The organism is Kocuria sp. KSNUG (genome assembly GCF_049532735.1).
Lineage (GTDB): Bacteria > Actinomycetota > Actinomycetes > Actinomycetales > Micrococcaceae > Kocuria > Kocuria rhizophila.
In genome coordinates this window covers 2584459-2607425 of sequence record NZ_CP150981.1, presented here as the reverse complement: position 1 = coordinate 2607425, position 22967 = coordinate 2584459, and the positions used below count along the sequence as shown (strand labels likewise).

Genomic DNA, 22967 nt, shown 5'->3' with positions numbered 1-22967 from the left:
ATGGTGGCGCGCAGAATCGTCCCCGCCCGCGTGCGGAGCTTCGACGCCTCGGGGGAGGTCGCCGCTGGGCCGGACCGGCTCGCGGGGGAGGAGCCGATGGAGATCCGCCTGGACGGTGAGCCGTTCACCGTGACCATGCGCACCCCCGGGGACGACTTCGAGCTCGTGACCGGCCTGCTGCTGAGCGAGGCCGTGATCACCGAGATCGCCCACGTGCTCAAGATGGACTACCGCTCCGGTGTGGACCAGGACGGGCACCGCACGTACAACGTGGTGGACGTGCGGCTCTCCCCCCGCGCTCCGGGCCCGGACCGCGGTGCGCGGCGCCAGGTGTTCACGAGCTCCTCGTGCGGGGTGTGCGGCACGCCGTCCCTGGACTCCGTGGCGAAGCCGAGCGCCCACCCGGTGGCCCCGCCCCGCCCCCTCGTGAGCGCGGCACGGCTCGTCTCCCTGCCGGATGAGCTGCGCGGGCACCAGCGGATCTTCGACGCCACCGGGGGAGTCCACGCCGCGGCCCTCTTCCCCGTGGGGCGGGACGAGCCCCTCGTGGTCCGGGAGGACGTGGGTCGCCACAACGCCGTGGACAAGGTGGTCGGGTGGGCCGTTCAACGAGAGCTGCTCCCCCTGGACGAGGTGGTGCTGCAGGTCTCCGCACGAGCATCCTTCGAGCTCGTGGGGAAGGCGGCCATGGCCGGGATCCCCGTGCTCTCGGCCGTCAGCGCGCCCTCGGCGCTCGCCGTCAGTGCGGGGCGCGAGCGCGGTGTCACCGTGGTGGGTTTCAACCGCCGGGGCCGGTGCAACGTCTACACCCTTGCGGAGCGCATCACGGGACGATGACCCGCGCGACCGTCAAGACGCGCCGTCACCTCGCTGGGCGGTCACTCCGCCGGGCGGCCGACGCAGCGCAACCGTCGCGCCGCGGGGAGGGGCCGCTCCCGACCCCACCCGTGCTCACGACCACGCCCCGGGTGGGCGGTGACCGCGGGAAATTGCGTGGGCCCACGCCCCTGGGGTACGGTGGTGGTACCAAAGACCGCCGGTCATCATGCGCACCTCGGTGCGCGTGGTCTAAGAGGTTCTCGGCAACGAGGACCGTCCAGCGCAGGTGAACCAGCACGAATCCTTCATCGGAACACGTACTCACGTGTGTGAATCCGAGCATGGTCGAGCCCCGGGCATCTGCGCGGGGCTTTTGTCGTGTCAGCCTCCGGCGGACACGGAGCCGGCATCCACATGTAAGGAAGGAGCACCATGGCGAATCCTGAAAAGGCTGCCGCGGTTGCAGAGTTGAAGGACTTGTTCTCCAACTCGCACGCTGCCGTCCTGACGGAGTACCGCGGGCTCACCGTGGCTCAGCTGAAGACGCTGCGCCGTGCACTCGGTGAGAACGCCGAATACGCCGTGGTGAAGAACACGCTCACCGCCATTGCCGCGCGTGAATCGGGCATCGAGGCGTTCGAGGGCCAGCTCACCGGCCCCTCGGCCATCGCCTTCGTGTCCGGTGACGCCGTCGAGGCCGCCAAGAGCCTGCGTGACTTCGCCAAGGACAACCCCCAGCTGGTCGTCAAGGGCGGTTACCTGGACGGCGTCGCAATGGACGAGAACGAGATCAAGAAGCTTGCGGACCTCGAGTCCCGCGAGGTTCTGCTGGCCAAGGTCGCCGGTGCCGCCAAGGCGTCGATGTCCAAGGCCGCCGCGCTGTTCCAGGCCCCGCTGTCCAAGACTGTGCGCACCGCGGATGCGCTGCGCGCCAAGCTGGACGAGCAGGGCGAGAGCGCTGCCTGATCCCCTCCGGGGAACCCCAGGTTCCGGGTGGTCGGGCCCCGTCCCGCACAGACCCGTGTTCTTCCCACGCACACCTCGTCGGAGCCACCCGCTCCGGCACCACGTACAAGTAAGGAGCCAACACCATGGCTAAGCTGACCACCGAAGAGCTCATCGAGGCCTTCAAGGAACTGTCCCTCATCGAGCTGTCCGACTTCGTGAAGGCCTTCGAGGAGACCTTCGACGTCACCGCTGCCGCCCCCGTGGCCGTGGCCGGTGCAGCCCCCGCCGGCGGCGACGCCGGTGCCGCCGAGGAGGAGAAGACCGAGTTCGACGTCGTCCTCGAGTCCGCCGGTGACAAGAAGATCCAGGTCATCAAGGAAGTTCGCGGCCTGACCTCCCTGGGCCTGAAGGAAGCCAAGGACCTCGTGGACAGCGCCCCCAAGGCCGTCCTCGAAGGCGCCACCAAGGAAGCCGCTGACAAGGCGAAGGAAGCCCTCGAGGGCGCCGGCGCCACCGTCACCGTCAAGTGATTCCCGGCGCCTCGCGCGCCTGCCGCGCCCGAGCGAGCGTTCTCTGACGCCGCCCGACCGGCTCCCTGCAGAACCCCGCACCGCACGGTGCGGGGTTCTGTGCGTTCCGGGTCTCGTGGGCCGCTCCTCGGCCGGGGGCGTTCACGTCGTCGGTGTGATGTGCGAAACTGTCTCCTGACCATTCGGCCGTCACAGTGCGGCGGGAGAGCGTGGCGGGTCGGGGGCGGGGAACCGTCCGGGACCGCGCCATCGCCGAAGGAGCAAACCCTCCCCGGGAATCTCTCAGGCACCCGTACCGCCGCACCAGGCCACTCTGAAGAGCTCACCGTCCTGCGGGCCGGGGAGCACCGGCGGGGCAGGTCGGTGGCACGCCGCGGGCGGCCCCGGCGAAATCTCTCAGGTCATGGAACAGAGCGGGGAGGACTCATCGGGCACGCCGTGCCCACGAGCAGCCCAGGAGACTTTCGCATGTCCTTCCTGTCACGCCACATCGGTCCCGACGCCGATGACCTCACCACCATGCTCGGCGCCGTGGGTGCCGAGAGCCTGGACCAGCTGATCGACCGCGCCGTCCCGGAGAGCATCCGGATGCGCGAGTCGCTCGACCTGCCCGAGCCCCTGGACGAGCCCGAGGCGCTGTCCGCGCTGCGCCGGATCGCCTCCCGCAACACCGTGATGCGCCAGATGATCGGCCAGGGCTACCACGACACCGTGACGCCCGCCGCGATCCGCCGCAACATCCTGGAGAACCCGGGCTTCTACACGTCCTACACGCCGTACCAGCCGGAGATCTCCCAGGGCCGCCTGGAGCTGCTGCTGACCTTCCAGAACGCGGTCATCGACCTCACCGGCCTGGAGGTCGCGAACGCGTCCCTGCTGGACGAGTCCTCCGCCGTGGCCGAGGCGGTGCTCATGATGCGCCGCGCCAACCGCCGTTCCAAGAGCATGCGTGTCCTCGTGGACAGCCGCAGCCTGCCGCAGACGCTGGCGGTGCTCACCGGACGCACGCGCGCCGCGGGCATCGAACTGGTGCTCGCGGACCTCGGGGATCCCCAGGCCGCCGCGCAGGCGATCTCGGAGGGTGACTTCTTCGGCGTCGTCGTCGCGCAGATCGGCGCGGACGGGGACGTCACCGATCCCACCGCCGTGATCGAGGCCGCCCACGAGGCCGGAGCGCTCGTGAGCGTGAGCACGGACCTGCTCGCCCTGACCATGCTGCGCAGCCCGGGGGAGATGGGCGCGGACATCGCGGTGGGCTCCGCCCAGCGCTTCGGTGTGCCCCTGTTCTTCGGCGGCCCCCACGCGGCGTTCCTGGCGTCCCGCAAGGGCACGGAGCGCTCCCTGCCCGGGCGCATCGTGGGCGTGTCCACAGACTCGTCCGGTGCCCCCGCCTACCGCCTGGCGCTGCAGACGCGCGAGCAGCACATCCGCCGCGAGAAGGCCACCTCCAACATCTGCACCGCCCAGGCGCTGCTGGCCATCGTGGCCGCGGCGTACGCGGTGCACCACGGCCCGGTGGCGCTGCGCGCCCTGGCCGAGCGGCTGCACGGCATGGCCGCGGACCTCGCGGCAGGACTGCGGGCCCGTGGCATCGAGGTGGCCCACGAGCGCTTCTTCGACACGGTGACCTTCTCCGTGCCCGGCCAGGCCGACGCCGTCGTGGCCGCCGCCGCGGACCGCGGGTACAACCTGCGCCGCGTTGACGGGGACACCGTGGGCGTGAGCTTCGGCGAGCCGCACACGGACCGGGACGTCGCGGAGGTGCTCACCGCGGTGACCGAGGCGTGCGGCGCGTCCGAGGGCGAGTCCGCCGCGGACGGCTCCGCGTACGAGCTGCCGGAGACGCTGCTGCGCACGGACGAGTACCTGACCCATCCGGTGTTCCACACCCACCGCTCGGAGACCTCGCTCATGCGCTGGCTGCGCGAGCTGTCGGACAAGGACCTCGCGCTGGACCGCACCATGATCCCGCTGGGCTCGTGCACCATGAAGCTCAACGCGGCCGCGGAGATGGAGCCCATCTCGTGGCCCGAGTTCGCGAGCATCCACCCCCTGGCCCCCGAGGACCAGACCCGCGGGTGGACCGAGCTCATCGAGCAGCTGCAGGACTGGCTCGCGGAGATCACCGGCTACGCCGCGGTCTCCGTGCAGCCGAACGCGGGCTCCCAGGGCGAGCTGGCCGGTCTGCTGGCCATCCGCCGCTACCAGGTGGACCGCGGCGAGCACCAGCGCAAGACCATCCTGATCCCCTCCTCGGCGCACGGCACCAACGCGGCGTCCGCGGTGCTCGCCGACCTCAAGGTCGTGGTGGTGGCCACCGCCCAGGACGGCACGATCGACCAGGACGACCTCCGGGCGAAGATCGACACCGTGGGTGACGAGCTGGCCGGCATCATGGTCACCTACCCCTCCACCCACGGCGTGTACGACACCGACATCACCGAGGTCTGCGCCGCGGTGCACGACGCCGGTGGGCAGGTCTACGTGGACGGCGCCAACCTGAACGCGCTCATGGGCCTCGCACGTCCCGGCCGCTTCGGCGGGGACGTGTCCCACCTGAACCTGCACAAGACGTTCTGCATTCCGCACGGCGGCGGCGGACCCGGCGTGGGCCCCGTGGCCGTGGCCGAGCACCTCGTGCCGTACCTGCCCGGCAACCCGGCCACGGCGGATCTGGACGAGCGCGGCGCGGGCTTCCCCGTGGCCCAGGCGCCGCACGGCTCCGCGGGCGTCCTGCCCATCACGTGGATGTACATCGCCATGACCGGGGCACAGGGGCTCACCGAGTCCTCCCGCACGGCCGTGCTGGGTGCGAACTACATCTCCCGCCGGCTCTCGGACGTGTTCCCCACGCTCTACACGGGGGACGGCGGGCTGGTGGCCCACGAGTGCATCCTGGACCTGCGTCCCATGACCAAGGTCTCGGGCATCACGGCCGAGGACGTGTGCAAGCGGCTCGTGGACTTCGGCTTCCACGCGCCCACGCTGGCGTTCCCCGTGGCGGGCACCCTCATGGTGGAGCCCACCGAGTCCGAGGGGATCGAGGAGCTGGACCGCTTCATCGAGGCCATGCGGACCATCCACGCGGAGATGCAGGAGATCGCGGACGGGAAGGTCTCCCTGGAGGAGTCCGTGATTCGCCACGCGCCGCACACCGCGCAGGTGCTCACCGCGGACGAGTGGGACCGTTCCTACTCCCGCAGCCAGGCCGGCTACCCCGTGTCGGGGCTGCGCCGTGTGAAGTACTGGCCCCCCGTGGGTCGCATCGACAACGCCGCCGGTGACAGGAACCTGGTGTGCGAGTGCCCGCCGATCGAAGCGTTCGACGCCGCGCACGCCGCCGCGTCCGGAGAGGAGAAGTGATGAGCGAGCGTCAGACCGCACTGCACGCGGCCCACGAGCGTCTGGAGGCCCGGTTCACGGACTTCGGCGGCTGGTCCATGCCCGTGCGCTACGCGAGTGACACCGCCGAGCACCACGCCGTGCGCCGCGGCGCCGGGATCTTCGACCTCTCCCACATGGGCGAGGTGGAGGTGACCGGGCCGCAGGCCGGGGCCTTCCTGGACCACGCCCTCGTGGGTGTGCTCTCCGGCATCGGCGTGGGTCGGGCCAAGTACTCGGTGATCGTGGACGAGGACGGCCGCGTGCTGGACGACCTCATCACCTACCGCCTGGGCGAGGACCGCTACCTCGTGGTGCCGAACGCCGGCAACCAGGACACGGTGGTCGAGGCGCTGCAGCAGCGGGCCGAGGGCTTCGACGTCACGGTGCAGAACCAGGGGCCGGAGACGTCCCTGATCGCCGTGCAGGGCCCCCGGGCGCTCGAGGTGCTCCGGGCCACCGGTCTGGACCCCGCCGAGGAGGTGGCCGGCCTGAAGTACTACGCGTGCGCCGTCGCCCGCTGCGGCGGTGTGGACGTGCTGGCCGCCCGCACGGGCTACACCGGCGAGGACGGCTTCGAGCTGTACTGCGCGAACGCCGACGCGGAAACCCTGTGGAACGCCCTGCTCGCGACCGCCGAGGAGCTCGGCACCGAGGACGCACCCGTGCAGCCGGCGGGACTGGCGGCGCGGGACTCCCTGCGCCTGGAGGCGGGCATGCCGCTGTACGGGCACGAGCTCTCGACCGAGATCACGCCCGTGGAGGCTGGACTGGGCAAGCTCGTGGAGATCGCCCTGCGCAAGAAGGACGAGGCCGGGACCCGCACCGTGGGCCACGACGCCCTCGCCGCCATGCTGCAGAACGCCCCCGAGCGCACCCTGATCGGGCTGGAGGGCCTCGGACGCAAGCCCATCCGTGCGGGGTACACGGTGCTGGCGGGGGAGCAGACCGTCGGTGAGGTCACGAGCGGCCTGCCCTCGCCCACGCTGGGCAAGCCCGTGGCCATGGCCCTCGTGGCCACGGACGCGCTCGCCGAGATCGAGGCCGGGAACGTGAGCGTCCAGGACGCCCGCGGCCGCGGCGTCGAGGTCGCGCAGACCGGAATGCCGTTCTACAAGCGGGGCTGATCGCACCGCGCACGACCCCCAGGGGTGGTGCCACGAGCGGGCCTGTCGGGAGTAGCCTCCTGGCAGGCCCGCTCCGTCGTGTGACACCCGACCACCGTGCGGGCCGGGAGAGGCCCGCCGCGCGTGAGCGGGGCGGGCGGAGAAGGAGACACCGTGTTCCTGCGAGACGTCGCCCCCGGGATCCACATGATCCAGAACCACCACGTCAACTGCTACCTGCTGGAGGACTCGCGCGGGCTGACGCTCGTGGATGCGGGACTGCCGCGGGTGTGGAACGAGCTGGGGTGGGCGGTGCGCGAGCTCGGGAGGACGCCGCAGGACATCCGGGCTCTCGTGCTGACCCACGCGCACTTCGACCACGTGGGGGTCGCAGCCAGGCTCGTGCGGCGCCTGGGGATCCCCGTGCACGCCCACGTGAACGAGCGCCACCTCGCGGCGCACCCCTACTCCTACGCCCACGAACGACCCACCGCGCTGTACCCGCTGCGCCATCCCCGGGCCGTTCCCGTCCTGGGATCCATGCTCGCGGGCGGGGCCGCCGCCGTGCGCGGGGTGGCCGTCACCCGGGAGCTCACCGCGGGGCAGATCGTTCCCGTCCCGGGCAGCCCCCGGGTGGTGGCCACCGCGGGGCACACCTGGGGACACTGTGCGCTGCACCTGCCGGACTCCGACGCGGTGATCACGGGCGACGCCCTCGTGACCCTCGACCCCTACACCGGTCTGACCGGGCCGCGCATCGTGGCCGGCGCCGCCACCGCGGATGCGGACATGGCCCTGGACTCCCTCGCTGCGATCGCGGACACCGGCGCGGCCCTGGTGCTGCCCGGTCACGGAGATCCGTGGCGGCTCGGGGCGGTCCGGGCGGCGTCGGAGGCGCGCGCTAACGGCGTCGCCTGAGGGACGGCCGGGCATCTTACGGCCCGGGTGGGGTTTCGTCCAGCAAGGGTGTGGACAAGCTCCGGCGGTTCGCCTAAGCTAGTGCTTTGCGTTGTCCCTTATACATGCGTGCCTTCATATAGCGGTGGGCGCCGCAGGGGCGGTCCGCGACACTCGTCGTCACCGGCCCCTTTCTCTCTCCCCGGGAACCTCGCGTATTCACTGCATGTCTGTGGAAGGATCACATCTTGGTCGCCTCGAGCACCGATACGAACGTCTCCGCCAACCACCCCACGAGCGACAACATTCCGCGTCGCATCTCCTTCGCGAAGATCCACGAACCGCTGGACGTCCCCAACCTGCTCGCGCTGCAGACCGACAGCTTCGACCGCCTGGTGGGCAACGAGCGCTGGCAGGCCCGCGTGGTCGAGGCCCAGGAGACCGGTGACACCAGCGTGTCCACCACGTCCGGGCTCTCGGACATCTTCGAGGAGATCTCCCCGATCGAGGACTTCCAGGGGACCATGTCCCTCTCGTTCTCCGAGCCGGAGTTCTACGACCCGAAGTACACCATGGACGAGTGCAAGGACCGCGACGCCACGTACTCGGCGCCGCTGTACGTCAAGGCCGAGTTCATGAACAACAACACGGGCGAGATCAAGCAGCAGACCGTGTTCATGGGCGACTTCCCGCTGATGACGGAGAAGGGCACGTTCGTGATCAACGGGTCCGAGCGCGTCGTCGTGTCCCAGCTGGTGCGTTCCCCGGGTGCCTACTTCGAGAAGGGCCAGGACCGGACGTCCGACAAGGACATCTACTCCGCCAAGATCATCCCCTCGCGCGGTGCGTGGTTCGAGCTCGAGATCGACAAGCGCGACCAGGTGGGCGTCCGTCTGGACCGCAAGCGCAAGCAGTCCGTCACGGTGCTGCTCAAGGCGCTGGGCTGGAGCGAGGCCAAGATCCTGGAGGAGTTCGGCGAGTTCGACTCCATCCGCGCCACCCTGGAGAAGGACACCACGGAGTCCCGCGAGGACGCCCTGCTGGACATCTACCGCAAGCTGCGTCCGGGGGAGCCGCCCACGGTCGACGCCGCGCAGTCCCTGCTGGACAACATGTACTTCAACCCCAAGCGCTACGACCTCGCGAAGGTGGGCCGCTACAAGCTCAACCGCAAGCTGGGTCTGGACAAGCCGTTCTCGGACCCGGACGCCTCCGTGCTGTCCCTGGACGACATCGTGGCCATGATCCGCTACCTCGTCACCCTGCACGACGGCGGCTCCACCATGCCCGGCACCCGCGACGGCGAGGCCCGCGAGATCCACGTGGACGTGGACGACATCGACCACTTCGGCAACCGTCGCATCCGCGCCGTGGGCGAGCTGATCGAGAACCAGATCCGCACCGGCCTCTCCCGCATGGAGCGCGTGGTGCGCGAGCGGATGACCACCCAGGACGTCGAGGCGATCACGCCCCAGACCCTGATCAACATCCGCCCCGTGGTGGCCGCGATCAAGGAGTTCTTCGGAACCTCCCAGCTGTCGCAGTTCATGGACCAGAACAACCCGCTCGCGGGTCTGACCCACAAGCGCCGCCTGTCCGCGCTGGGCCCCGGTGGCCTCTCGCGCGACCGCGCGGGCATGGAGGTCCGTGACGTCCACCCCTCGCACTACGGCCGCATGTGCCCGATCGAGACCCCTGAGGGCTCCAACATCGGTCTGATCGGCTCGCTCGCGACCTACGCGCGCATCAACCCGTTCGGGTTCATCGAGACGCCCTACCGCAAGGTCGTGGACGGCACCGTCACCGACGACGTCGTCTACCTCACCGCGGACGACGAGCGCGGGCTCACCATCGCGCAGGCCAACGCGCCCCTGACCGAAGACGGGCACTTCGCCGAGGACGCCGTCCTCGCGCGTGCCTCCGACGGCTCCGGCGAGGCCGTGCTGGTGGAGCCCACCGACATCGAGTTCATGGACGTCTCCCCGCGCCAGATGGTGTCGGTGGCCACCGCCCTGATCCCGTACCTCGAGCACGACGACGCCAACCGCGCGCTCATGGGTGCCAACATGCAGCGTCAGGCCGTGCCGCTGCTCACCTCCGAGGCGCCCCTGGTGGGCACCGGCATGGAGCGCTACGCCGCGCTCGACGCCGGCGACTCCGTTCTGGCCACCAAGCCGGGCGTGGTCGAGGAGGTCTCCGCGGACCTCGTCACGGTGCTCAACGACGACGGCACCACCAAGCTCTACCCGATCAACAAGTTCGTGCGCTCCAACCCTGGCAACACGTACAACCAGCGCGTGATCGTGTCCGAGGGCCAGCGCGTGGAGCCCCGCACGGTGATCGCCGACGGTCCCTCCACGGACCACGGCGAGCTCGCACTGGGCAAGAACCTGCTGATCGCGTACATGTCCTGGGAGGGCCTCAACTACGAGGACGCCATCATCCTCTCCCAGCGCATGGTCTCCGAGGACGTCCTCACGTCCATCCACATCGAGGAGCACGAGATCGACGCCCGCGACACCAAGCTCGGTGCCGAGGAGATCACCCGTGACATCCCGAACGTGTCGGAGGAGGTGCTCTCCGCACTGGACGAGCGCGGCATCATCCACATCGGTGCCGAGGTCCAGGCCGGCGACATCCTCGTGGGCAAGGTCACGCCCAAGGGCGAGACCGAGCTGACCCCGGAGGAGCGCCTGCTGCGCGCCATCTTCGGCGAGAAGTCCCGCGAGGTGCGCGACACCTCCCTCAAGGTGCCCCACGGCGAGTCCGGCACCGTGATCGGCGTGCGCGTCTTCGACCGCGAGGACGAGGACGACGACCTGCCCGCCGGCGTCAACCAGGTGGTGCGCGTCTACGTGGCGCAGAAGCGCAAGATCACGGACGGCGACAAGCTCGCCGGACGCCACGGCAACAAGGGCGTCATCTCCAAGATCCTGCCCGTCGAGGACATGCCGTTCATGGAGGACGGCACCCCGGTGGACGTCATCCTGAACCCGCTGGGCGTGCCCGGGCGCATGAACCTGGGCCAGGTGCTCGAGGTCCACACCGGCTGGCTGGCCAAGCAGGGCTGGAACATCGAGGGCGACCCCGAGTGGCTCAAGGGGCTCAGCAACTTCCCCAAGAGCTCCGGTCCCACCAACGTGGCCACCCCGGTGTTCGACGGCGCCCGCGAGGACGAGATCTTCGACCTGCTGGACCACACCAACCCCACGCGGGACGGTCAGCGCCTGATCGGGCGCTCCGGCAAGGCCCGGCTGTTCGACGGCCGCTCCGGTCAGCCGTTCCCGGACCCGGTCTCCGTGGGCTACCAGTACATCTTGAAGCTCCACCACCTGGTGGACGACAAGATCCACGCCCGCTCCACCGGCCCGTACTCCATGATCACCCAGCAGCCGCTGGGCGGTAAGGCGCAGTTCGGCGGTCAGCGCTTCGGCGAGATGGAGGTGTGGGCGCTCGAGGCGTACGGCGCCGCCTACACGCTCCAGGAGCTGCTCACCGTGAAGTCCGACGACGTCCACGGCCGCGTGAAGGTGTACGAGGCCATCGTCAAGGGCGAGAACATCCCCGAACCGGGTGTGCCCGAGTCCTTCAAGGTGCTCATCAAGGAGATGCAGTCCCTGTGCCTGAACGTGGAGGTCCTCTCCGCGGACGGCAACGCAGTGGAAATGCGTGATTCCGAGGACGACAGCTTCCGGGCTGCCGACGAGCTCGGCATCGACCTCTCCCACTCCGAGCCCAGCTCGGTCGAAGAGGTCTGAGACCCCGCTCGTCCACAGATCAGCTCGTCACACTTCAGGATTTTACGAAAGAGGGACAGGACCTTATGTCCAACGATTCTTCACTGGGTCTCATGCAGATCGGCCTGGCCACCGCGGATCAGATCCGCGGCTGGTCCTACGGCGAGGTCAAGAAGCCGGAAACCATCAACTACCGCACGCTCAAGCCCGAGAAGGACGGCTTGTTCTGCGAGAAGATCTTCGGTCCCACCCGGGACTGGGAGTGCTACTGCGGCAAGTACAAGCGTGTGCGCTACAAGGGCATCATCTGCGAGCGCTGCGGCGTGGAGGTCACGCGTGCCAAGGTGCGGCGTGAGCGCATGGGCCACATCGAGCTCGCCGCTCCCGTGACCCACATCTGGTACTTCAAGGGCGTTCCCTCGCGCTTGGGCTACCTGCTGGACCTCGCGCCCAAGGACCTCGAGAAGGTCATCTACTTCGCGGCGTACATGATCACGTCCGTGGACGAGCAGGCCCGTCACGACGACCTGCCCAACCTGCAGGCCGCGATCGACCGCGAGAAGAAGCAGCTCGAGGACACCCGGGACGCGGACATCAACGCGATCGCGCGTGATCTCGAGAACGACCTCGCACGCGTCGAGGAGGAGGGCGGCAAGGCCGCCGAGAAGCGCAAGCTGCGCGACTCCGCCGACCGCCAGATGGCCAACGTGCGCAAGCGCGCCGACCGCGAGATCGACTACCTCGAGAAGGTCTGGGACCGCTTCAAGAACCTCAAGGTCAACGACCTCGAGGGCGACGAGGCCCTGTACCGCCAGATGGTGGACCGCTACGGCATGTACTTCGAGGGCTCCATGGGCGCCGAGTCCATCAAGAAGCGCCTGGAGACCTTCGACCTCGCGGCCGAGGCCGAGGCGCTGCGCGAGACCATCGCCACGGGCAAGGGCCAGCGCAAGACCCGCGCCCTGAAGCGCCTCAAGGTGGTCAACGCGTTCCTCACCACGGACAACTCCCCGCTGGGCATGGTCCTGGACGCCGTCCCGGTGATCCCGCCGGAGCTGCGTCCCATGGTGCAGCTGGACGGTGGCCGGTTCGCGACCTCCGACCTCAACGACCTCTACCGTCGCGTGATCAACCGCAACAACCGCCTGAAGCGTCTGCTGGACCTCGGTGCCCCCGAGATCATCGTGAACAACGAGAAGCGCATGCTGCAGGAGGCCGTGGACTCGCTGTTCGACAACGGTCGCCGCGGTCGTCCCGTCACGGGCCCGGGAAACCGTGCCCTGAAGTCGCTGTCCGACATGCTCAAGGGCAAGCAGGGACGATTTCGTCAGAACCTGCTGGGCAAGCGCGTGGACTACTCCGGTCGTTCCGTGATCGTGGTGGGCCCGCAGCTGAAGCTGCACCAGTGCGGTCTGCCCAAGCAGATGGCGCTGGAGCTGTTCAAGCCGTTCGTGATGAAGCGTCTGGTGGACCTGAACCACGCGCAGAACATCAAGTCCGCCAAGCGCATGGTGGAGCGCTACCGCCCCCAGGTGTGGGACGTGCTGGAAGAGGTCATCACCGAGCACCCGGTGCTGCTGAACCGTGCTCCCACCCTGCACCGTCTGGGCATCCAGGCGTTCGAGCCGCAGCTGGTGGAGGGCAAGGCCATCCAGCTGCACCCGCTCGTGTGCGGTGCGTTCAACGCCGACTTCGACGGTGACCAGATGGCGGTGCACCTGCCGCTGTCCCCGGAGGCCCAGGCCGAGGCGCGCGTGCTGATGCTGTCCTCGAACAACATCCTCAAGCCCTCGGACGGCAAGCCGATCGCCCTGCCCTCGCAGGACATGATCATCGGCCTGTACCACCTCACCACCGTGCGTGAGGGCTGGGCGGGGGAGGGCAACAGCTACTCCTCCGTGGCCGAGGCCATCATGGCCAACGACTCCGGAGAGCTGCACCTCAACGCCAAGTGCAAGATCCGCCTCGAGGACTTCGTGCCCTACGCGGGCTGGGAAGCCCCCGAGGGCTGGGAGCCGGGTCAGCCCGCCGTCGTGGAGACCACCCTGGGACGCGTGCTGTTCAACGAGACGCTGCCCGAGGACTACCCGTGGGACGAGAACGTCGCGGACAAGAAGCACCTGTCCGCGCTCGTGAACGACCTCGCGGAGCGCTACCCGATGACCCGCGTGGCCAGGACGCTGGACAACCTCAAGGACGCCGGCTTCCACTGGGCGTCGCGCTCGGGTGTCACGGTGGCCATCTCGGACATCGCGACCCCGCCGGAGAAGCCCGCCATCATGGAGGGCTACGAGGCGCAGGCCGCGCGCATCCAGGGCCAGTACGACAAGGGTCTGATCGACGACGACGAGCGCCGCTCGGAGCTCATCGACATCTGGTCCAAGGCCACCGACGAGGTCGCGCAGGCCATGCGCGACAACCTGGAGCCCACCAACACCATCAACCGCATGGTGTCCTCGGGTGCTCGAGGCAACTGGATGCAGGTCCGCCAGATCGCCGGCATCCGTGGCCTCGTGGCCAACCCCAAGGGCGAGATCATGCCCCGCCCGATCAAGTCCTCCTACCGTGAGGGCCTGTCGGTGCTGGAGTACTTCATCGCGACCCACGGTGCCCGCAAGGGTCTCGCGGACACCGCGCTGCGTACTGCCAACTCGGGCTACCTGACCCGTCGTCTGGTGGACGTGTCACAGGACGTGATCGTGCGCGAGTCGGACTGCCAGACCGTGCGCGGTCTGACGCTGCCGCTGTCGGACATCACGGACACCGGTGTGCGCACCCTGGGCGAGGACGTGGAGAACACGGTGCACGGCCGCGTGCTGGCCAGCGCCGTGGCGGACGAGAACGGCGAGGTGCTGGCCGAGGCCGGTGCGGACATGTCCGACGCCATGATCGAGAAGCTCTACAACGCCGGTGTGGACCAGGTGCGCGTGCGCTCGGTGCTGACCTGCGAGTCCGCCGTGGGCGTGTGCGCCGCGTGCTACGGCCGGTCGCTGGCCACCAACCAGCTGGTGGACATCGGCGAGGCCGTGGGCATCGTGGCCGCGCAGTCCATCGGTGAGCCCGGTACCCAGCTGACCATGCGTACCTTCCACACCGGTGGTGTGGCGTCCTCGGACGGTGACATCACGCAGGGTCTGCCCCGTATCCAGGAGCTCTTCGAGGCCCGCACCCCCAAGGGTGTGGCCCCGATCTCGGAGGTGGCCGGTCGGATCCGCATCGAGGACACCGACAAGTCGCTCAAGATCGTGGTGGTCCCGGACAACGGCGACGAGGAGTTCGCCTACCCCGTGCTGCGCCGCGCCAAGCTGCTCGTGGCGGACGGCGACCACGTGGACGTGGGCCAGCAGCTCGTCACGGGCGCGGTGGATCCCAAGGAGGTGCTGCGCATCCGCGGTCCCCGCGAGGCGCAGAAGCACCTCGTGGACGAGGTCCAGGGCGTGTACCGCTCGCAGGGTGTGGGCATCCACGACAAGCACGTGGAGGTCATCGTCCGGCAGATGCTGCGCCGCGTGACCATCATCGAGTCCGGTGACACCGCGCTGCTGCCGGGTGAGCTGGTGGACAACGTGCGCTTCCTCGAGGCCAACCGCGGCGCGGTGGCGGAGGGCAATCGTCCCGCCGCCGGCCGTCCGGAGCTCATGGGCATCACCAAGGCCTCGCTGGCCACGGACTCGTGGCTGTCCGCCGCGTCCTTCCAGGAGACCACGCGTGTGCTCACGCAGGCCGCCATGGAGGGCAAGTCGGATCCGCTGCTGGGTCTCAAGGAGAACGTCATCATCGGCAAGCTCATCCCCGCCGGTACCGGTCTGGACCGGTACAACAGCGTGGACGTGGAGCCCACCGAGGAGGCGAAGGCCCAGATGTTCACGGACCCGTCCGCGTTCGCCGACTTCAGCTACGCGGAGGAGAACGCCGGCGGACTCGGCTCCGAGTTCCAGGCCATCCCGCTGGACGACTACGACTTCGGCAACTGAGTCGTCCGCACTGCCGGTCCCGCGCCACGGGCGCGGTGACTGCGTGGTGAGGAGCGCCTGAGCTCCGATCCGGCCCGGGTGGGTCCCCGCACGAGGGGACCCACCCGGGCTTCGTCGTGTCCTGGCATCTGCCGCTGCTCCGGATGCGGTCGGCCGCGGGGGAGGGGAGCGCCTCCACGAAAGCCACGATCACTGGACAAACGCATCCAGTTGACTGGGCTTCAGGGTCCCACTGCCAGTCCGACAGACAAACGAAAACAGTTGTCCGGACCAGCGGGCGTCGACGGGCGGGCAGCCGCACGAACTGCTGGCCGGCGGGACGCACACACGTGCGGCGAGGACAGCTCGTGGGCATTCCCAGGACGACCCGCCCCGGTTTCCCGGGCCGGACGGGTCTGATACGATGGGGCAGAATTGCTCGATTCCGGGCATTCTGCAATGAGATGGCAAATTGGACCCTGTCCAGTGGTACGCAGCTTGTACCCAGATGCCATCTTTCGTCATGCTCACGGGCGGGTCCGCAACGCGGAACCTGTTCACGAGCACCCCGGGATCAATGTTCCGTCACCGGCGGGCCCGGCAACCACCGGACTCCGCTCCAACAGGAGGCACAGTGCCAACTATCCAGCAACTGGTCCGCAAGGGCCGGCACTCCAAGGTCGTGAAGACCAAGGCTCCCGCGCTCAAGGGGAACCCCATGAAGCGCGGCGTCTGCACCCGCGTGTTCACCACCACCCCCAAGAAGCCGAACTCGGCGCTGCGCAAGGTGGCCCGTGTGAAGCTCAACGGCGGCGTGGAAGTCACCGCCTACATCCCCGGCGAGGGCCACAACCTGCAGGAGCACTCCATCGTGCTCGTGCGCGGCGGTCGTGTGAAGGACCTCCCCGGTGTCCGCTACAAGATCGTGCGCGGCGCGCTCGACACCCAGGGTGTCAAGGGCCGCCAGCAGGCCCGCTCCCGCTACGGCGCCAAGAAGGAGAAGAAGTAATGCCTCGTAAAGGTCCCGCTCCCAAGCGCCCCCTCGTCGTCGATCCCGTCTACGGCTCGCCCGTGGTCACGCAGCTGATCAACAAGGTCCTGCAGGACGGCAAGAAGTCCACCGCCGAGCGCATCGTCTACGGCGCGCTCGAGGGCGTGCGCAACAAGACCAACTCCGATCCCGTGGCCACCCTGAAGAAGGCCCTGGAGAACGTGAAGCCGGCCCTCGAGGTCCGCTCCCGCCGCGTCGGCGGCGCCACCTACCAGGTGCCCGTCGAGGTCAAGGCCGGCCGTGCCCAGGCGCTGTCCCTGCGCTGGCTCGTGGGGTACTCCAAGGCCCGTCGTGAGAACACCATGACCGAGCGCCTGCAGAACGAGATCCTCGACGCCTCCAACGGCCTCGGCGCCGCTGTCAAGCGCCGCGAGGACACCCACAAGATGGCCGAGTCCAACAAGGCCTTCGCCCACTACCGCTGGTAAAATTCGGTAGTCCTGTCGGCCCCGCGGATCCGCGGGGCCGACTTCCAGGGCCCGGCACCACCTTTTACGAAGGGAACCATCGTGGCACTCGACGTGCTTACCGACCTCAACAAGGTCCGCAATATCGGCATCATGGCTCACATCGATGCCGGTAAGACCACGACCACCGAACGCATCCTGTTCTACACGGGCATCAACCACAAGCTCGGCGAGACGCACGACGGTGCCTCCACGATGGACTGGATGGCCCAGGAGCAGGAACGCGGCATCACCATCACCTCCGCCGCGACGTCGTGCTACTGGCACGACTACCAGATCAACATCATCGACACCCCGGGTCACGTGGACTTCACGGTCGAGGTCGAGCGCTCCCTGCGCGTGCTCGACGGCGCCGTGGCGGTCTTCGACGGCAAGGAGGGTGTGGAGCCCCAGTCCGAGACCGTGTGGCGCCAGGCCGACAAGTACGAAGTGCCCCGCATCTGCTTCGTCAACAAGATGGACAAGCTGGGCGCGGACTTCTACTTCACCGTGGACACCATCAAGTCCCGTCTGGGTGCCACCCCGCTCGTGCTGCAGCTGCCGATCGGCGCGGAGAACGACTTCGTGGGCGTGGTCGACCTCATCACCATGAAGGCCCTGGTCTGGGAGGGCGACTCCAAGGGTGACGTCTCCCTGGGTGCCAAGTACGAGACCCGCGAGATCCCCGAGGACCTCCAGGACCGCGCCGCGGAGTACCGCAACCAGCTGGTCGAGGCCGTGGCCGAGGCCGACGACGACCTCATGGAGAAGTACCTCGGCGGCGAGGAGCTCACCGAGGACGAGATCAAGCTGGGCATCCGCAAGCTGACCATCTCCTCCGCCGCGTACCCCGTGCTGTGCGGCTCCGCGTTCAAGAACCGCGGTGTGCAGCCCATGCTCGACGCCGTGGTGGACTACCTGCCCTCCCCGCTCGACGTGGAGGACGTGCAGGGTCACGCCGTGAACGACGAGGAAGAGGTGCTCACCCGCACCGCCGACGCCGACGGCCCGTTCGCCGCGCTGGCGTTCAAGGTCGCCTCGCACCCGTTCTACGGCCAGCTCACGTACATTCGCGTGTACTCCGGCAAGGCCAAGGCCGGCGAGCAGGTCATGAACTCCACCAAGGGCAAGCGCGAGCGCATCGGCAAGCTCTTCCAGATGCACTCCAACAAGGAGAACCCGGTGGAGGAGATCTCCGCCGGTCACATCTACGCGGCCATCGGTCTGAAGGACACCACCACGGGTGACACCCTGTGCGACTCCTCCAACCCGATCGTGCTGGAGTCCATGAGCTTCCCCAAGCCCGTGATCTTCGTGGCGATCGAGCCCAAGACCAAGGGCGACCAGGAGAAGCTCTCCACCGCCATCCAGAAGCTCTCCGCCGAGGATCCCACCTTCACGGTGTCCCTCAACGACGAGACCGGCCAGACCGAGATCGGCGGCATGGGCGAGCTGCACCTGGACATCCTGGTGGACCGCATGAAGCGCGAGTTCCGCGTGGAGGCCAACGTGGGCAAGCCCCAGGTGGCCTACCGCGAGACCATCAAGAAGGCTGTCGAGAAGGTCGACTACACCCACAAGAAGCAGACGGGTGGCTCCGGCCAGTTCGCCAAGGTGCAGGTCTCCTTCGAGCCGCTGCCCCTGGACGCCGAGGAGCTCTACGAGTTCGACAACGCCGTGACCGGTGGTCGCGTGCCGCGCGAGTACATCCCCTCCGTGGACCACGGCATCCAGGACGCCATGCAGCTCGGCATCCTGGCCGGCTACCCGGTCGTGGGCGTCAAGGCCACGCTGGTGGACGGCGCCTACCACGACGTCGACTCCTCCGAGATGGCGTTCAAGATCGCCGGCTCCATGGTCTTCAAGGAGGGCGCGCGCCGTGCCAATCCGGTGCTGCTCGAGCCGCTCATGGCCGTCGAGGTGCGCACGCCCGAGGAGTACATGGGCGACGTCATCGGCGACCTGAACTCCCGCCGTGGCCAGATCCAGTCCATGGAGGACGTCACGGGCGTCAAGCTCGTGCAGGCTCTGGTGCCCCTGTCGGAGATGTTCGGCTACATCGGCGACCTGCGTTCCAAGACGCAGGGTCGTGCCGTGTACTCGATGCAGTTCGACAGCTACTCAGAGGTTCCCAAGGCCGTGGCCGAGGAGATCATCCAGAAGAACCGCGGCGAGTGAGCCATCGGGGTTCGCCCCGAGATTTCAGTAAATTCGTAATCCAGAAGTAGACTTGCACAGGTTTCGACACGCTCAGCGCCGATGCGCTGTGGTCACATGCTCCGGTGCCCGGAGCAGTCGAGCAAGTCTCACCTCAATGTTCTAGGAGGAACACATCATGGCGAAGGCCAAGTTCGAGCGCACCAAGCCGCACCTCAACATTGGCACCATTGGCCACGTTGACCACGGCAAGACCACGCTCACCGCTGCAATCTCCAAGGTCCTGGCTGACAAGTACCCGGACGTCAACGAGCAGCGCGACTTCGGTGCCATCGACTCCGCTCCGGAGGAGAAGCAGCGCGGCATCACGATCAACATCGCGCACATCGAGTACCAGACCGACAAGCGCCACTACGCCCACGTGGACGCCCCGGGTCACGCCGACTACGTGAAGAACATGATCACCGGTGCGGCTCAGATGGACGGCGCGATCCTCGTGGTCGCCGCCACCGACGGCCCCATGGCGCAGACCCGCGAGCACGTGCTGCTCGCCCGCCAGGTGGGCGTGCCCTACCTGCTGGTCGCGCTGAACAAGTCCGACATGGTGGACGACGAAGAGCTGCTCGACCTCGTCGAGATGGAGGTCCGCGAGCTGCTGTCGGACCAGGGCTTCGACGGTGACAACGCCCCCGTGGTGCGCGTCTCCGCTCTGAAGGCTCTCGAGGGCGACGCCCAGTGGGTCAAGTCCGTCGAGGACCTCATGGAGGCCGTGGACGAGAACGTGCCGGATCCCATCCGCGACACCGACAAGCCCTTCCTCATGCCCATCGAGGACGTCTTCACCATCACCGGTCGTGGCACCGTGGTGACGGGTCGCGCCGAGCGCGGCACCCTGCCGATCAACTCCGAGGTCGAGATCGTGGGCATCCGCCCCGTGCAGAAGACCACGGTCACCGGCATCGAGATGTTCCACAAGCAGATGGACGAGGCCATGGCGGGCGAGAACTGCGGCCTGCTGCTGCGCGGTCTCAAGCGTGACGACGTCGAGCGCGGCCAGGTCGTGTGCAAGCCGGGTTCCATCACCCCGCACACCGACTTCGAGGCCAACGTCTACATCCTGTCCAAGGAAGAGGGCGGGCGTCACAACCCGTTCTACTCGAACTACCGTCCGCAGTTCTACTTCCGCACCACCGACGTCACCGGCGTCATCACGCTGCCCGAGGGCACCGAGATGGTCATGCCCGGCGACAACACCGAGATGACGGTCGAGCTCATCCAGCCGATCGCCATGGAGGACGGCCTCGGCTTCGCCATCCGTGAGGGTGGCCGCACCGTTGGCTCGGGTCGTGTGACCAAGATCATCAAGTGATCATGTGATGATCGGGGAGAGGTTCTGAACCGATCCCTCGCGAAGCCCCGTGGTTCCTGAGGAACCACGGGGCTTCGTCGTACCCGGAAGCTCCGCCCGGGGTACCCGGTACCACGGAACGGTGCCGCAGCCGGCGGGCGGTCGCTGACGTCGCCGTGAGCCCCGGTGCCGGGGTGATGCCGACGCGTGCCGGTTGCGGCAGTCTTACCTCCCGCTGCCGGGTGGGGCAGGGCGACGCCGCCCGGCCTGGCTGACCGTGCCAGGTGCGGACCCGCAGGTTGCGCCGATACTGCTGTCTCTGGCAGAATGGTCGCTGTTGTTCGCTCAGCGGCGTGTGCTTCACGCGCGTTGGCACGAACGCCACGTCCGTCGCAGGAACCGGGTGCAATGCAGTTGTGCAGCCGAAGCACTCGTAATGGACGCAGCACCGCGCGGCCGCGCCGCGGACAACCACTCATCACCGGCACCATGTCATTGTGCGAGTTCGAGAGCGTCGTCCACCGCGACACGCCCGAGTTCGGGTGCCGGAGCCCCGACAGGGTGAGGAACCCGGAAGCGTCCGGATTCAGTCTGTGCGGGGTGGCGGCAGAGGCCGCCGGACACAAGGAGCCCTGAGCTCCATACAGGGAAGTACTTGAAGAAAGAGAGTCACGACGCCATGGCGGGACAGAAAATCCGCATCCGGCTGAAGTCCTATGACCACGAGGTCATCGACGTCTCGGCCCGGAAGATCGTTGAGACGGTGACGCGCGCAGGCGCCACGGTGGTGGGACCCGTTCCGCTGCCCACCGAGAAGAATGTGTACTGCGTCATCCGGTCGCCGCACAAGTACAAGGACAGCCGCGAGCACTTCGAGATGCGCACGCACAAGCGGCTGATCGACATCATCGACCCCACGCCCAAGGCCGTCGACTCGCTCATGCGTCTCGACCTGCCCGCTGACGTGAACATCGAAATCAAGCTGTAAAAAGGATCGCACCCCAATGACTACCACTTTCGAACGCCAGGTGAAGGGCCTGCTGGGCACGAAGCTCGGCATGACCCAGGTCTGGGACGAGAACGGGAAGTTCGTGCCGGTGACCGTGGTCAAGGCCGACTCCAACGTCGTGACGCAGCTGCGCAACGAGGACAAGGACGGCTACAACGCCGTGCAGATCGGCTTCGGTGCGATCGATCCCCGCAAGGTGACCAAGCCGCTGGCCGGTCACTTCGCCGCTGCAGGCGTGACGCCCCGTCGCCACGTCGTCGAACTCCGTACTTCCGACGCCGCCGAGTACGAGCTGGGACAGGAACTGTCCGTCGAGCTCTTCGAGGCCGGCGCCAAGGTTGACGTGGTCGGCACCACCAAGGGCAAGGGCACGGCCGGTGTGATGAAGCGTCACGGCTTCTCCGGCGTCGGCGCCTCCCACGGTGCGCACAAGAACCACCGCAAGCCGGGCTCCATCGGCGGCGCGTCGTACCCCGCACGCGTGTTCAAGGGCATGCGCATGGCCGGTCGGATGGGCAACGCCCGTCACACCACCATGAACCTGACCGTGCACGCGGTTGACGCCGAGAACTCCCTGCTGCTCATCAAGGGCGCCCTGCCGGGCCCCAAGGGATCGGTCGTCCTCGTCCGTTCCACCGTGAAGGGAGCTTGATATCCATGGCAACTGAAACCGTCAACGTCGAGCTGCCCGCTGAGATCTTCGACGCGCAGACCAATGTGGCGCTGCTGCACCAGGTCGTCGTCGCCCAGCTGGCCGCCGCGCGTCAGGGCACGCACAAGACCAAGACCCGCGCAGAGGTCTCCGGCGCCGGCCGCAAGCCGTTCAAGCAGAAGGGCACCGGCCGCGCTCGTCAGGGCTCCATCCGCGCCCCGCACATGACCGGTGGTGGCGTGGTCCACGGCCCGACGCCGCGTGACTACTCCCAGCGCACCCCCAAGAAGATGAAGGCCGCTGCGCTGCGCGGCGCCCTCTCCGACCGGGCGCGCAACGGCCGCATCCACGTGGTCGCGGACCTGGTGAGCGGCGCCGAGCCGTCCACGAAGGCCGCCAAGCAGGCGCTGCGCTCGATCTCCGAGCGCAAGAACCTGCTGGTCGTGCTGGGCCGCGGCGAGGACAACGCCGCGCTGTCCGTGCGCAACCTGGTCAACGTGCACGCCGTGTACGCCGATCAGCTCAACACGTACGACGTGCTCGTCTCGGACGACGTGGTCTTCACCAAGGCCGCTTACGAGTCGTTCGTGGCAGCCGCGTCCGGTAGCAAGCAGGAGGACGCCAAGTGAGCGCCATCTACAACAAGGACCCGCGCGACGTCATCATCCGTCCCGTGGTCTCCGAGAAGTCCTACGGCCTGATCGACGAGGGCAAGTACACCTTCCAGGTGGACCCCTCGTCCAACAAGACCGAGATCAAGTACGCAATCGAGCAGATCTTCGGTGTGAAGGTTGCGTCCATCAACACCCTCAACCGTCCCGGCAAGCGCAAGCGCACTCGCTTCGGCTGGGGACAGCGAAAGGCCACCAAGCGTGCCGTCGTGTCCCTTCGGGAAGGCTCCATCGACATCTTCGGCGGTCCGCTCTCCTGAGC

General features: G+C 68.1%; 16 protein-coding genes and 1 riboswitch. All 16 genes read left to right on the top strand.

The window, feature by feature from the left end:
- The 16 genes from fdhD (at position 1) to rplW (ending at position 22965) form a co-directional block, all read left to right on the top strand.
- Entirely contained in the window at positions 1-837 is an 837-nt protein-coding gene (gene fdhD / locus AABM36_RS11425; RefSeq protein ID WP_259905782.1) for a formate dehydrogenase accessory sulfurtransferase FdhD, read from the top strand.
- A gap of 414 nt (positions 838-1251) precedes the next feature.
- Positions 1252-1785, top strand: a complete 534-nt coding sequence (gene rplJ / locus AABM36_RS11420) for a 50S ribosomal protein L10 (RefSeq protein WP_019309659.1) — start codon at positions 1252-1254, stop codon at positions 1783-1785.
- A 125-nt stretch (positions 1786-1910) separates the two neighbouring features.
- On the top strand, positions 1911-2297 hold the full coding sequence (gene rplL, locus AABM36_RS11415; RefSeq protein WP_259905781.1) for a 50S ribosomal protein L7/L12: 387 nt from the start codon (positions 1911-1913) through the stop codon (positions 2295-2297).
- Between the two features lie 190 nt (positions 2298-2487).
- Positions 2488-2605, top strand: a riboswitch (glycine riboswitch).
- A 160-nt stretch (positions 2606-2765) separates the two neighbouring features.
- Positions 2766-5660 carry an aminomethyl-transferring glycine dehydrogenase gene (gene gcvP / locus AABM36_RS11410; RefSeq protein ID WP_259905780.1) on the top strand — a complete coding sequence of 965 codons (2895 nt, stop codon included), beginning with the start codon at positions 2766-2768 and terminating at the stop codon, positions 5658-5660.
- On the top strand, positions 5660-6805 hold the full coding sequence (gene gcvT, locus AABM36_RS11405; RefSeq protein ID WP_423446362.1) for a glycine cleavage system aminomethyltransferase GcvT: 1146 nt from the start codon (positions 5660-5662) through the stop codon (positions 6803-6805). Before gcvP ends, gcvT begins: the two co-directional genes overlap by 1 nt.
- Before the next feature lie 153 nt (positions 6806-6958).
- Positions 6959-7702: an MBL fold metallo-hydrolase gene (locus AABM36_RS11400; RefSeq protein WP_259905778.1), complete on the top strand. Its 744-nt coding sequence runs from the start codon at positions 6959-6961 to the stop codon at positions 7700-7702.
- 227 nt (positions 7703-7929) lie between these two features.
- The gene (rpoB, locus tag AABM36_RS11395; RefSeq protein WP_259905777.1) at positions 7930-11439 is read left to right on the top strand and encodes a DNA-directed RNA polymerase subunit beta; all 3510 of its coding nucleotides are present in this window, start codon (positions 7930-7932) and stop codon (positions 11437-11439) included.
- A gap of 65 nt (positions 11440-11504) precedes the next feature.
- Entirely contained in the window at positions 11505-15392 is a 3888-nt protein-coding gene (locus AABM36_RS11390) for a DNA-directed RNA polymerase subunit beta' (protein ID WP_406018173.1), read from the top strand.
- A gap of 613 nt (positions 15393-16005) precedes the next feature.
- Entirely contained in the window at positions 16006-16380 is a 375-nt protein-coding gene (gene rpsL / locus AABM36_RS11385; RefSeq protein ID WP_012397684.1) for a 30S ribosomal protein S12, read from the top strand.
- Positions 16380-16850 (top strand): 30S ribosomal protein S7, encoded by a 471-nt coding sequence (gene rpsG, locus AABM36_RS11380; protein ID WP_012397685.1) that lies wholly within the window; start codon positions 16380-16382, stop codon positions 16848-16850. Before rpsL ends, rpsG begins: the two co-directional genes overlap by 1 nt.
- Before the next feature lie 81 nt (positions 16851-16931).
- Positions 16932-19046, top strand: a complete 2115-nt coding sequence (gene fusA / locus AABM36_RS11375; protein ID WP_406018170.1) for an elongation factor G — start codon at positions 16932-16934, stop codon at positions 19044-19046.
- A 157-nt stretch (positions 19047-19203) separates the two neighbouring features.
- Positions 19204-20394 (top strand): elongation factor Tu, encoded by a 1191-nt coding sequence (gene tuf, locus AABM36_RS11370; protein WP_019309651.1) that lies wholly within the window; start codon positions 19204-19206, stop codon positions 20392-20394.
- Positions 20395-21052: 658 nt separating this feature from the next.
- Complete coding sequence (gene rpsJ / locus AABM36_RS11365; protein WP_003803825.1) at positions 21053-21361, top strand: 30S ribosomal protein S10; 309 nt, start codon at positions 21053-21055, stop codon at positions 21359-21361.
- A gap of 16 nt (positions 21362-21377) precedes the next feature.
- Complete coding sequence (rplC, locus tag AABM36_RS11360) at positions 21378-22034, top strand: 50S ribosomal protein L3 (protein ID WP_019309650.1); 657 nt, start codon at positions 21378-21380, stop codon at positions 22032-22034.
- A gap of 5 nt (positions 22035-22039) precedes the next feature.
- Positions 22040-22663: a 50S ribosomal protein L4 gene (gene rplD, locus AABM36_RS11355; RefSeq protein WP_406018166.1), complete on the top strand. Its 624-nt coding sequence runs from the start codon at positions 22040-22042 to the stop codon at positions 22661-22663.
- A complete protein-coding gene (gene rplW, locus AABM36_RS11350) occupies positions 22660-22965 on the top strand; it encodes a 50S ribosomal protein L23 (RefSeq protein WP_423446352.1) in 306 nt (101 codons plus the stop codon). The genes rplD and rplW overlap by 4 nt, the downstream gene beginning before the upstream one ends.
- Positions 22966-22967 lie beyond the last annotated feature (2 nt).